Source organism: Cyanobium sp. T1B-Tous (genome assembly GCF_024345475.1).
Classification (GTDB): domain Bacteria; phylum Cyanobacteriota; class Cyanobacteriia; order PCC-6307; family Cyanobiaceae; genus Cyanobium_A.
Genome location: NZ_JAGQBE010000001.1, coordinates 73,683 through 85,385 on the forward strand (window position 1 = coordinate 73,683; position 11,703 = coordinate 85,385).

Below are 11,703 nucleotides of genomic sequence, written 5' to 3' on the forward strand. Positions count from 1 at the left end.
TCACGGCTCCGGCAGCAGGCTAAGAGCGCGTTGCGGTTCGCCCCACAGCACGGTGCCGCCCCGATGACGCACCGTACCGGGGGCGGCACCGGGAATGCGTTGCAGCTCCTCGGTGGGCACCATCACCACCGGCACCCGCCGGTTGCCGCGGCCCCGGCTGAAGTGGGCCGCCAGATCGGCGGCGGCCTGCAGATCCCCCTCGCTCGGCGGCTGCTGGGAACTCTTCAGCACCACGTGGCTGCCGGGGATTTCCTGGGCGTGAAACCAGAGATCGCCGCGGCGGGCCTGGCGAAAGGCGATCCATTCGTTCTGGCGGTGGTTACGGCCCACCTGCAGGGGCAGGCCGGCCGTGGTGTGCAGCTCCAGGGGTTGGGGCTGTCCCTCGGCGCCCTGGCCGTGACGGGCCTGGCGCCGGCCCCCCTGGCTGCTGAGCTTGCGGTCGCCCAGCAGGGCCTCCAGCTCGCTGGCCAGGCTGGCCACCTGGTCGAGGCTGTCGGCCTGGTCGAGGTAGGTGAGGCTGGCCTCCAGCCCGGCCAGCCGCTGCCGGTGCAGCTCCAGGCGGGGGGTGATCGCCGCCACGGAGCGGCGCCGTTTGCGGGCGGTTTTGTAGAGCTTCTGGGCCTCATCGATGCACTGGCGGCTGGGTTGCCGTTGGCTCAGCAGGGCATCGGCGCGGCGCTGCAGGGCTTCCCCTTCCGGCACCGCCGCCAGCAGGGCCTCCTGCTCGCTGGCCTGCCGGGTTTCACGCGCGGCGGCAGCCTCGAGCCGGTGGCGCAGCTGCTGGCGCCGCTGCAGCAGTTCCTGGGCACCCAGGTGGGCGGCGAAATAGGTCGCCAGGCCACGGTTGACGGCGAGGGGCCCGGGGGCCGTGTCCGTGCCCCAGCAGCAGTAGCCCTCGGCGGTCTGCTGCCAGCCGAAGTGCTCGCCCTCCACCGCCGTGAGCCAGCGGTGCCAGGTCTGCCAGAGCTGCTGCCACTGGGCGGGGCTGAGGGCGCTGACGGCCTGATCCCCCCAGCCGGTGGGCAGCAGCTGGCGCACCAGGGCCGGACTGATGCCCTGGTAGCTCTCCCGCAGGGCCTGTTGCAGCGGCAGGGGCACCAGGCGGAGCCGCCGCTGCCAGCTGTCGAAGCCCTCCTCCAGCCGCGGCGGTTCCCCGGCCAGGGGTGGGGGTGGTTGGTAGGGGTCGCCGGTGCCGATCGGCCGCAGCCGTGATTGCTGCGGCTTCACCTGGCGCGCCAGGGCCACCACCTGGCGGTCCGCGTCCAGGAGCAGCAGGTTGCTGTAGCGCCCCATCAGTTCGGCCACCAGCCAGCGCAACGCCGGCTCGCCCGGGCGCCGGGCAAAGCCGAGTTCCACCACCCGTTCCCAGCCCTGCTGGCGGATCTCCACCAGGGCCAGGCCCCGCAGGGCGTGCTGCAGCTGTTGGGCCAGGGTGCTGCCATCCCCCTGGCGGGGTGGCGGCGGGATCGTGTGCAGCCGGGCCGCTTCCGCCTGCCAGCTCAGTTCCAGCCAATGGGCCCCGCTGAGGCTGCGCAGGCCGATCTGCAGGGCATGGGAGCTGGCCTGTTGGGCCTTTTCAAAGCGGCTCGGCAGCAGCAGCGGCCGCCATTCGGCCAGCACCGCCCGCAGGGTTGTGACGTCGAGTGCCTGAAGTCGGGAGGGGGCCTGGAGGCGGGAGGGGGCCATGGGCTACGAGGCTGGCTTCTACTCTGCTGGCCAGAGCTGACGCCTGCCATGAGCGCCCCGCCCGGCCGCCTCACCCTGATCACCGGCCCCAGCGGGGTGGGCAAGGGCACCCTGGTGCAGCGGCTGCTGGGCCACCACCCGGAAATCTGGCTGTCGATCTCGGCCACCACCCGCTCCCCCCGGGCTGGGGAGGTGGAGGGCGAGCACTATTTCTTCCTGAGCCGCGAGGGCTTTGAGCGGCAGGTGGCCGAGGGCGGCTTTCTGGAGTGGGCCGAATTTGCGGGCAACCTCTATGGCACGCCCCGCCAACCGGTGGAGGCCCAGCTCGCCGCGGGCCGACCGGTGCTGCTGGAGATCGAGCTGGAGGGCGCCCGCCAGGTGCGGCGCAGCTTTGCGGCCGGCTTTCAGATCTTCGTGGAGCCCCCCAGCTTTGCGGAGCTGGAGCGGCGCATCCGGGGCCGCGGCACCGACACGGAGGAGGCCATCGCCCGACGCCTGGAGCGGGCCCGGGTGGAGCTGGCGGCGGCGCCGGAGTTTGATGCAGTGGTGGTCAATGGCGAGCTCGACAGCGCTGTGCAGGAGCTCGAGCGGTTGATGGGGCTGGCGGGTTAGCGCGCCGCACCTGGCGGATCTGGAGCGGCAACAAAAAAGCGGCCCTTGAGGGCCGCTGATGACTCGATCTTCTCGAGATCTGACGCCATTCCCTTAGAGGGGGTGGAACAGCAGGTCGGGGAAGAAGCGGTTGAATTCGATCAGGATGCCCGCGGTGACGCTGAACCAGATGGCGGCGAACACCGGAGCGGTGGTGAGGAACTTTTTCATGGCTGGAAATCAGGGGAGTTGAAACGGCTCAGGGATTCGCCGTTCAGCGGGGTGAAACCGTGACCTTGTCGTCGGATTCGAGCAGCTTGCCGCTGGTGAGCTCGCCAAAGGCGGCCAGGGGCCAGGTGGCAGCCGCCAGGGTGCTCTTGAGGGCCAGGGGCAGATCGATCTGGATCTCCTTCATCGCGGCGTCCTTGTCGTTGCGAATCGCCCGCAGGTAGTTGCGGCCAGCCCAGCCGATGCAACCGGCGATGTAGAGGAAGGCGATACCGGGGATCATGAAGTCACCGGCATGGCTCCAGCGGCCGTCCACGATCAGGTGGGGCAGGCCATCGGCGCCGCAGACGGCCTGGCTGTACATCGCGAAGCGAGCCTTGGCCTGGTCGGTCTTGGCTCCGGCGGCACGCTGCTGGAAGCGAGCACTTTCAGAGCAGGGGGTCAGCCCCGCCACATCCGCCTTGGCCACGGGAGCGAAGCCGAGAAGCAGGAAGGCGGAGAGCAGGACTGCGAAGAGTCTGCGGGAAAAAAGACGGCGCATCGGACGCAGGGCCGCGGGGCAGGATGACACCACTGGACAGTACGGGAGCTCCCCGAATCGGATGGCGACGGTTCTTGCCCTCGAAACAAGTTGTGACGAGTCGGCGGCAGCGATTGTGCGGGATCAAACGGTGCTCGCCAGCGCCGTGGCCTCCCAGGTGGAGGAGCACGCCCGCTGGGGTGGGGTGGTGCCGGAAATCGCCTCCCGGCGCCATGTGGAAGCCCTGCCCCAGCTGATCGATCAGGTGTGTCGGGAGAGCGGTGTGGCCCTGGCTGAGCTGGATGGCATTGCGGCCACCGCCGCTCCAGGCCTGGTGGGGGCCCTGTTGGTGGCCTCGGTGACCGGCCGCACCCTGGCGCGCCTCCATGCCAAACCCTTTGTGGCCGTGCACCATCTGGAGGGTCACCTCTGCTCCGTGCAGCTCGGCGATCCCCTGCCCCCCGGCCCTTACCTGGTGCTGCTGGTGAGCGGCGGCCACACCGAATTGCTGCGGGTCGATGGACCGGGCCAGTACCAGCGCCTCGGCCGCAGCCACGACGATGCGGCCGGCGAGGCCTTCGACAAGGTGGCCCGGCTGCTGGACCTGGGCTATCCGGGCGGTCCGGCGATCGAAGCGGCCGGCCTGGATGGGGATCCCCGTCGCTTTGCCCTGCCCAAGGGCCGGGTGTCGCGGCCCGAGGGGGGCTTTTACCCCTACGACTTCAGCTTCAGTGGCCTCAAAACGGCGATGCTGCGCCAGGTGCGGGCCCTCGAGGCGGCTCGGGATTCCGTCCCAGCCAGCCCAGACAGCCCAGACAGCCCAGCCGAGGCCCTGCCCCTGGCCGACCTGGCCGCGAGCTTTGAGCAGGTGGTGGCGGAGGTGCTGGTGGAGCGCAGCTGTCGTTGCGCCCGGGAGCAGGGGCTGGGCACCCTGGTGCTAGTGGGGGGTGTGGCCGCCAACCGGCGGCTGCGGGCCCTGCTGGAGGCGCGCTGTCAGCGGGATGGCCTGGCCTGGCGCGTGGCGCCGCTCGCTTACTGCACCGACAACGCGGCCATGATCGGGGTGGCGGCGGCCCAGCGGCTGACGGCCGGTCAGCACAGCTCCCTGGAGCTCGCGGTGGCGGCCCGGCTGCCCCTGGAGCAGGCGGATCGGCTGTATGAATCGCAGGCTTGCTTTTAATGCCCGTAGGCTGGTGCCCCTGCGGGATCGGTGCGGCGCCATGACCCCCCTCAACGGTGAGCGCGAATCCCGCCAGGACCAGGAGTGTTCGACCCTCGAGCGGGAACCCAGCACCCACCTGGAATCCAGCGTTGACGATGAAACCGGCACCGAGTTGGTGAGTGGCACCGAGCTGAACGCCTGGCGCCGGGGGTTCACCCCCCAGGCCGAGATCTGGAATGGCCGGCTGGCCATGCTCGGACTCTCGGTGGGTCTGTCGGTGCTGCTGGTGGCCCGGCTGGCGAGCCACTAGCCCGCCCGTTTCAGGTGCGTCCCCGCAGGGCCTGGGCGAGCTCGTTGGGCTTGAGGCTCTGGGCGAGGGCGTCTTCCGGGGCGACCCGGTTCTCTTCCACCAAGTGCTGCAGGGCCTGGTTGGAGGTCTGCATGCCGTCGAAGGCGCTGCGCTTCATGATTTCCTCGATCTCATCGAGTTCGCCGCGCTGGATGTAGTCCTTGCAGGCGTCGGTGTTGATCAGGATGTCGTGGTAAGCGGCCCGCTTGCCGTCGGTGGTTTTCAGCAGGCCCTGGGCAATCACCCCCAGCAGGGATTCCGACACGGCACGGCGCACGCTGTCCTGTTCGCTCGGCGGGTACATGCCCAGCACCCGCTCGACCGTCTTGACGGCGGAGTTGGTGTGCAGGGTGCCGAACACCAGGTGGCCGGTTTGGGACGCCTCAATGGCGGTGGCCAGGGTTTCCTGGTCGCGGATCTCCCCGATCAGGATCACGTCGGGGTCTTCCCGCAGGGCCGCCCGCAGGGCGTTGTGGAACAGCTTGGTGTGCTGCCCCACCTCCCGGTGGCGGATCAACGACTGCCGGCTCTCGTGCACGAATTCCACCGGATCCTCGATCGTGAGGATGTGGCGGCTCATGTTGCGGTTGATCCAGTCGATCATCGCGGCGAGCGTGGTGCTCTTACCGGAGCCGGTGGGCCCGGTGATCAGGATCATGCCCTTGGGTCGGGCGCAGAGCTCCTTCAGCACCGAGGGCAGATTCAGGTCTTCGAGGGTGGCGATCCTCTGGGGGATCAACCGCAGCACCATGGCTGGCCCCCGCAGCGAATCCATCAGGTTGATCCGCACCCGCACGAACGGGAAGGCGTGGGATCCGTCGTATTCCTTGTCGCGCTGGAAGGCGTCGATTTCGACGGGGCTGAGCATCTCCCGCATCCAGGCGTTGAAGGTGGCCGCATCGGTCACGGGCCAACCGGTGCCGGCCATCTCGCCCCGGGCCCTGTAGCGGGGCTCCTCCCCCACCCCCAGGTGGACGTCGGAATAGCCCTTCTCGTTGGCGATGCGCACGATGCCCTCGAGGGTGTCGGGCTGGCTGCCGTTGTCGAGCCGGATGCCACCACCGCTGCTGGGTGCCGCGGGTGCCGGTGCGGGCGCCTCCGGTGCAGCGGCAGGGGCGTCAGGAGGGGCGGCCGGGGGGAAAGGGGAGGGGGGAAAGGGCGAGGGGGGAAAGGGCGAGGTTGTCATCGGGCGGCCACCGGAATGGCCCCAGCTTCGCCGCTGCGGGCGTTCCTGTCAGCCCCGGCATCCGCGCCGGCCAACGTTCGTAGGATCCAGCCGTCTGCAGCGCCCCGGTGTCCAAGCCCCTTGTCACGATCGTGCTGGGCACCCGTCCGGAGGCCATCAAGCTGGCGCCGGTGATCCGGGCGTTCCAGCAGGCCGAGGATTTCCGCACCCGGGTGGTGCTCACGGGCCAGCACCGGGAGATGGTGACCCAGGTGATGGGCCTGTTTGGCCTGGTGGCCGACCACGACCTGGCCCTGATGGCCCCGAGGCAGACCCTCACCCACATCACCTGCGGGGCCCTGCAGGGCCTCAAGGAAGAGTTCACCACCCACCGGCCTGATCTGGTGCTGGTGCAGGGCGACACCACCACGGCCTTCGCCTCAGCCTTGGCGGCCTTCTACGAGCAGATCCCGGTGGGCCACGTGGAGGCGGGGCTGCGCACCGACAACCTCCTCGATCCCTTTCCGGAGGAGGCCAATCGGCGCCTGATTTCCCAGCTCACCCAGCTCCACTTCGCCCCCACGCCCCTGTCAGCGGCCAACTGCCGGGCTTCGGGGGTGGTGGGCACGGTGCTCACCACGGGCAACACGGTGATCGATGCCCTGCTGCTGATGGCGGAGCAGGCGCCTCCCTACGTGCTGCCGGGCCTGGATTTTGAGACGCAGCGGGTGATTCTGGCCACGGTGCACCGCCGCGAGAACTGGGGCGAGCGGCTGCAGGACATCGGCCTCGGTTTCCGCGAGCTGCTGGATCGCTACCCCGACACGGCCCTGCTGCTGCCCCTGCACCGCAATCCCACGGTGCGCGAACCGCTGCAGGCGCTGCTGGGTGACCATCCCCGCGCCTTTTTGGTGGAGCCCCTCGACTACGACCAGCTGGTGGCGGCGATGCGTGGCGCCACCCTGGTGATGAGCGATTCGGGCGGCTTGCAGGAGGAGGCGCCGTCGTTGGGCAAGCCGGTGTTAGTGCTGCGCCGCACCACCGAGCGGCCCGAGGCGGTGGAGGCGGGCACGGCGCGGCTGATCGGCACCGACAGCGCCGACATCGTGGCCGAGGCCAGTCGCCTGCTGGATGATCCGGCCGCCTACGAGGCCATGGCCCGGGCCCACAACCCCTTCGGTGATGGCCAGGCGTCGGGGCGGATTGTGGAGGCTGCCCGCACGTTTCTGGCCGCCTGAGGGTCCCCGCCCCGAGCCGCCGATCTATTTGCGCTTCTGGGCCCAGGGGGGCAGGTCGATGAACACCCGGGTGCCGCTCTTGAGGCCCGAGAGGATCTGGGTGTCTTTGCCGCTGCTGATGCCGAGCTCCACCGGCTGGAAGGTGGGCTGGTTCTTCTTGCCCACCAGCAGCACCCCCGGTCGCCCGGCTTCGGTGACGATCGCCACGGTTGGCACGAGGGTGTCGGCCTGCACCCGGCCGGTCTGGAAGCCCACATCGGCGGTCATGCCGATGCGCAGCTGGGAGGGGTCGCCCACCAGGCGCAGCACCACATCGAAGGAGGTGACGTTGTTGAGCTTCACCGCGCGGGGGGTGATCCGCTTGACCCGGGCCTCGAAGCGCTGGTCGGGGAAGGCATCGGCGCGCACCGTGGCGCTCTGGCCCAGGCGCACCCGGCCGATGTCGCTCTCGGGCACCTTCGCCACCACCTCGAGGCCCTGGGCCAGCTCCACGATCGAGGAGCTGGTGGCGCCGGCGGTGGCGGAGGCGGTGGTGGTGGGGGTCACAAAGGCGCCGGGATCGGCGAAGCGCTGGGTCACCACCCCGTCGAACGGCGCTCGCACCACCAGGTCGGCCTGTTCCACCTGGCGCGCTTCCAGCCTCATCTTGGCGGCCTGTACGGCGGCCTGATCCACCAGGAAGGTGCTGCGGACGGTGTTGTAGTCGCTCAGGCTGATGGCGTTCTGGCGGTAGAGGCGTTGGTTGCGCTCCATCTCGCTGCGGCTGCGGGCCAGCTGGGCCTGGCCGGAGGTGAGCTGGGCCTGGAGCTCGGCGAGACGGTCGTCGAGGTCGCCGCGATCCATGCGGGCCAGGGCCTGGCCGCGGCGCACCGGGTCGCCCTCCTCCACGTAGAGCTCGTCGATCACCCCCTGGCGCTTCGGGCTCACATTCACCCGCTTCTCGGCCTCCAGCTCGCCGCTGGCGCTCACCACTCCGGGCAGCTCACCGGACACGGCCACAACCGTGTAGGGCGTGAGATCGGCCCGGCCACCGCTGCGCTGGCGCTGCGCCAGGCCCAGCCCGGCCACGAGCACCAAACCAGCGGCCGCAGCGGCCCACACCCGCCGCCTCCGCCAGGGCCGGCGCGGACCTGGGCGGGAGCTGGTGGAGGGACCTGGAACCACGGACTGGCTGGGCACCGCCGTTGGGGGGGTGAGGGTGGGAATCGGCCTGGAGGGCAGAGATCCCTAGTTTCGCTGGTGGGTGGTTCCACCTGCGGCCCGTAGATTCCAGCCATGCTCAAAGCCGGAATCGTCGGGCTGCCCAACGTGGGCAAGTCGACCCTGTTCAACGCCCTGGTGGCCAATGCCCAGGCCGAAGCCGCCAACTACCCCTTCTGCACGATCGAGCCCAACTCGGGCATCGTGTCGGTGCCGGATCCTCGCCTGCAGCTGCTCTCGGATCTGAGCGGCAGCAAGGAGATCATCCCCACCAAGGTGGAGTTCGTGGATATCGCCGGCCTCGTGAAGGGCGCCAGCCAGGGCGAGGGCCTGGGCAACAAGTTTCTGGCCAACATCCGCGAAGTGGACGCCATCGTGCACGTGGTGCGCTGCTTCGAGAACGACGACGTGATCCACGTGAGCGGCTCGGTGGGCCCCGCCCGCGACGCCGAAGTGATCAACCTGGAGCTGGGTCTGGCCGATCTCTCCCAGGTGGAGAAGCGCCGGGAGCGGCTCAAGAAGCAGGTGCGCACCAGCAAGGAGGCCCAGGTGGAAGACGCTGCCCTCGAGCGCATCCAGGCGGTGTTGGAGCAGGGCGGTGCCGCCCGCAGCATCGAGCTGAGCGAGGAGGAGGCGCTGATGGTGAAGCCCCTGGGGCTGCTCACCGCCAAGCCGATCATCTACGCCACCAACGTGAGCGAAGACGATCTGGCCACAGGTAATGCCTACTGCGAAGAGGTGGCGGCCCTGGCGGAGCAGGAGGGTGCTGGCACCGTGCGCATCTCGGCCCAGGTGGAAGCCGAGCTGATCGAGTTGCCCGAGGAGGACCGCGCCGAATTCCTGGCCGGCCTGGGGGTGGAGGAAGGGGGCCTGCAGAGCCTGATCCGGGCCACCTACGCCCTGCTGGGCCTGCGCACCTACTTCACCACGGGGGAGAAGGAAACCCGTGCCTGGACGATCAAGGCCGGCATGACCGCCCCCCAGGCCGCCGGTGTGATTCACACCGATTTCGAGCGGGGCTTCATCCGCGCCCAGACCATTGGCACCCAGCAGCTGCTCGAGGCCGGCTCCCTGGCGGAGGCCCGCACCAAGGGCTGGCTGCGGGCCGAGGGCAAGGAGTACGTGGTGGCCGAGGGGGATGTGATGGAGTTCCTGTTCAACGTGTGAAGCGGCCTTTCTCCGTGCTGTGGCTGGGCCAGCTGGTGTCGAATCTGGGCACCCAGGCCAGCCTGTATGGCATGGGGTTGTGGCTCTTTCAGCAGCAGTGGCGGGTGGTGGATTTCGCCGCTGTGGCGGTGGTGGTTCAGGTGGCCCGCCTGGCGATCCTGCCGCTGTTGGGCCAGCGTCTGGCTGGCTGGCCGCGGCGCCGCACCATGCTGGTGGCCAACGCCATTGGGGGGGGCGTCACCGTGGGGCTGGCCCTGTTGCTATTGCAGGTTGGCTCCCAGGTGCCTGTTGCCATCCTGCTGACCCTGCTCGCCATCTCGGCAGCGGCGGAAGCGGCCCTTGTGCTCTGTTTTTCGTCGTTAATCAGCACCCTGGTGCCCGAGGGGCCGGCCCAGATTCGGGCCGCCGGTTTGTTTGCCAGCTCTGATGGGTTGGTGCTCAGTTTGGCTCCGTTCCTCGGGGCTTGGTTGGCAGCAGAGGCTGGCCTGCCTGGGGTGCTGTGGCTGGATGGCTGCAGTTTTCTGTGGGCTTTCCTTTGCGTGGCTCTGGCGCCCTGGCCGGCTGCTGCCCTGGCCCCGGCCGGCACCGGTGGTCTGGCGCTCGCTGGTCCCGAACCGGTGAGCTTCCGGCGTCAGGTGGTCCAGCTTCTGCGGGAGCCGACCCTGGCTCCGCTGGGTTGGATTGGAATGGTGTTGGCGTTTGTGTATGCGGGCTGTGAGGTTCTCTTCCCCGCCTGGCTGCTGGCTGGGATGGGGCCGGGCCGGCTGGGCATGGCCTTGCTCGTGGGCGGTCTCGGCTATGGGCTTGGGATGGGCCTGTGGCTTTGGCGGCGCCCGGTGCGGCCGCTGCCGTGGCTGCGGGCTGCCGTGCTGGTCCAGGGTTGGGTCTTGATTGGCGCCGGCCTGGTGGTGTTTGAGCGGTGGCAGCCCATCTGGTGGCTGGGGATTCTGGTGTTCAGCGCCGGCATTCCCATCAGCTTGGCGGCGTTGCAGTGCTTCTGGCAGCAGCAGGTGAATGCCCTCGACCAGCCGCGGCGTTTTGCCCAGCGTCTGAGCCTGGAGTGGTGCGCCCGGCTGCTGGGTTTTGTCGGGCTCGCGGCCCTCGTGGATGGGGTTCTGCGTCCTGCCGTCAGCTGGCCTCTCTGGCCGCGCTGGCTGCTGGACGGGTTGGGGGTGGGTCCGGGACGGCCCATGGCCATGGCCCTGGGCCTGGCGGGCTGGCTGCTGCTCCTCACGGGGCTGCGGCAGGCTGCCGCCCTGGCCCGCGCGCCCTCCCCGGCCTGATCGGAATGCGCGTTCTGATCTACACCTCCAGTGGCGGCACGGCCCACGACGCGGCAGCCGAGGCGATCCAGCAGTGGCTAGCGCGGCTGCGCCCGGATGCGGAGGTGCGGGTGGATCAGGTGCTGGAGCACTCGAGCAGCACCTACCGCGGCGGCGTGGAGCTCTACAACTGGATCCAGCGTCGCCGGCCCTGGCTTCACCAGCTCTACTGGCGCGCCATGGAACTGGAAGACCTGATCAAACCTGGCACCGTGCTCTTTGGGCGCCGCTACCTGATCCGGGAGCTCCAGGACTTCCGTCCGGACGTGCTGATCTCCACCCACCCGCACACCAATCGGGGCCATTTCGATCTGGCCAAGCGGGTGCTGGGTCCCCAGCTGCACTGCATCACCTGCTGCACCGAACTCGACGGTGGCTTCGGGTTCAGCCGCAACTGGCTCAGTCGCCGCACCGATCTGTTCTGGGCCCTCACCGAGGAGGTGGTGCGGGAGGTCCGGCAGCGCCGGCCGGGCGTGCCGGTGGAGGGCCTGGGCCCCCTTCTCTACCCGGCGTATCACGACGCCGGGCCCGCTCCGGCGGCCGTGGCGGGGCTACCCCTGCTGGTGCTCGGGACGGGCTCCAACGGGGCGAACAACCACATCCCGCTGCTGGAGCAGTTGTTGCCCTTTGCTGGTCAGGTGGCGGTGGTGGCCTTGTGCGGCCGTCGACCGGCGGTGCGCCAGCAGCTGCAGGCGTGGGCGGAGCGGCACCCGGAGCTGGCGGTGGAGGCGTTGGGCTACCAGGATCCGGCGGCGATGGCTGCGCTGTATCAGCGGGCCTGGGCCCTGGTGAGTCGTCCGGGAGCGCGCACCGCCACCGAGGCTCTGTTTATGGCCTGCCCCCTGGTGTTCAACCACTACGGCACCACCATGCCCCAGGAGTTGTTGGCTCCTCGTTATTTCCGTGCCCGGGGATTGGAGTCCACGATCCGTCGGCCGGAGCAGCTGGCAGCACTGGTGCGCCAATGGCTGGCAGACCCTGAGGGCTATTCAGCCTTGCGCCAGCGGTATCAGCAGCATCGTCTGTCGGCGGATCCCACTGGGCTTCTCGCTCGGTTGAGCCCTTAGGCGAAGAT

The 11,703-nt window shown here is 69.5% G+C and carries 12 protein-coding genes; 7 read left to right on the top strand and 5 right to left on the bottom strand.

The genetic code is table 11. The annotated features are described in order from the left end of the window. Complete coding sequence (locus KBY71_RS00435; protein ID WP_254927025.1) at window positions 1-1,686, bottom strand: NFACT family protein; 1,686 nt, start codon at window positions 1,684-1,686, stop codon at window positions 1-3. Window positions 1,687-1,734: 48 nt separating this feature from the next. Between KBY71_RS00435 and gmk the strand changes: the two genes are divergently transcribed. Beyond that, window positions 1,735-2,298: a guanylate kinase gene (gene gmk / locus KBY71_RS00440; protein WP_254927026.1), complete on the top strand. Its 564-nt coding sequence runs from the start codon at window positions 1,735-1,737 to the stop codon at window positions 2,296-2,298. Window positions 2,299-2,391: 93 nt separating this feature from the next. Here gmk and psaJ read toward each other — a convergent pair whose 3' ends face one another. Together psaJ and KBY71_RS00450 are read right to left on the bottom strand one after the other, a co-directional pair. Continuing rightward, window positions 2,392-2,508, bottom strand: a complete 117-nt coding sequence (psaJ, locus tag KBY71_RS00445) for a photosystem I reaction center subunit IX (RefSeq protein ID WP_190389022.1) — start codon at window positions 2,506-2,508, stop codon at window positions 2,392-2,394. A 43-nt stretch (window positions 2,509-2,551) separates the two neighbouring features. Next, window positions 2,552-3,046 (bottom strand): Photosystem I reaction center subunit III, encoded by a 495-nt coding sequence (locus KBY71_RS00450; RefSeq protein ID WP_254927027.1) that lies wholly within the window; start codon window positions 3,044-3,046, stop codon window positions 2,552-2,554. A 61-nt stretch (window positions 3,047-3,107) separates the two neighbouring features. Between KBY71_RS00450 and tsaD the strand changes: the two genes are divergently transcribed. Next, window positions 3,108-4,205, top strand: coding sequence for a tRNA (adenosine(37)-N6)-threonylcarbamoyltransferase complex transferase subunit TsaD (tsaD, locus tag KBY71_RS00455; protein WP_254927028.1), 1,098 nt, complete (start codon window positions 3,108-3,110; stop codon window positions 4,203-4,205). Window positions 4,206-4,323: 118 nt separating this feature from the next. Further along, window positions 4,324-4,497 carry a high light inducible protein gene (locus KBY71_RS00460; RefSeq protein ID WP_254927058.1) on the top strand — a complete coding sequence of 58 codons (174 nt, stop codon included), beginning with the start codon at window positions 4,324-4,326 and terminating at the stop codon, window positions 4,495-4,497. A 10-nt stretch (window positions 4,498-4,507) separates the two neighbouring features. Here the strand turns inward: KBY71_RS00460 and KBY71_RS00465 are convergent, their stop codons facing one another. Next, window positions 4,508-5,722 carry a type IV pilus twitching motility protein PilT gene (locus KBY71_RS00465; RefSeq protein ID WP_254927029.1) on the bottom strand — a complete coding sequence of 405 codons (1,215 nt, stop codon included), beginning with the start codon at window positions 5,720-5,722 and terminating at the stop codon, window positions 4,508-4,510. Window positions 5,723-5,829: 107 nt separating this feature from the next. Here KBY71_RS00465 and wecB point away from each other — a divergent pair, with 107 nt between their 5' ends. After that, window positions 5,830-6,939, top strand: a complete 1,110-nt coding sequence (wecB, locus tag KBY71_RS00470) for a non-hydrolyzing UDP-N-acetylglucosamine 2-epimerase (RefSeq protein WP_254927030.1) — start codon at window positions 5,830-5,832, stop codon at window positions 6,937-6,939. 24 nt (window positions 6,940-6,963) lie between these two features. Here wecB and KBY71_RS00475 read toward each other — a convergent pair whose 3' ends face one another. Next, a complete protein-coding gene (locus tag KBY71_RS00475) occupies window positions 6,964-8,103 on the bottom strand; it encodes an efflux RND transporter periplasmic adaptor subunit (protein ID WP_254927031.1) in 1,140 nt (379 codons plus the stop codon). 111 nt (window positions 8,104-8,214) lie between these two features. Between KBY71_RS00475 and ychF the strand changes: the two genes are divergently transcribed. From ychF to KBY71_RS00490, 3 genes are read left to right on the top strand one after another with little or no spacing between them, the layout of a single operon-like run. Then, on the top strand, window positions 8,215-9,306 hold the full coding sequence (gene ychF / locus KBY71_RS00480; RefSeq protein ID WP_254927032.1) for a redox-regulated ATPase YchF: 1,092 nt from the start codon (window positions 8,215-8,217) through the stop codon (window positions 9,304-9,306). After that, window positions 9,303-10,589 (top strand): hypothetical protein, encoded by a 1,287-nt coding sequence (locus KBY71_RS00485; protein ID WP_254927033.1) that lies wholly within the window; start codon window positions 9,303-9,305, stop codon window positions 10,587-10,589. The genes ychF and KBY71_RS00485 overlap by 4 nt, the downstream gene beginning before the upstream one ends. Window positions 10,590-10,594: 5 nt before the next feature. Beyond that, complete coding sequence (locus KBY71_RS00490; RefSeq protein WP_254927034.1) at window positions 10,595-11,695, top strand: MGDG synthase family glycosyltransferase; 1,101 nt, start codon at window positions 10,595-10,597, stop codon at window positions 11,693-11,695. The last annotated feature ends 8 nt before the right edge of the window (window positions 11,696-11,703 follow it).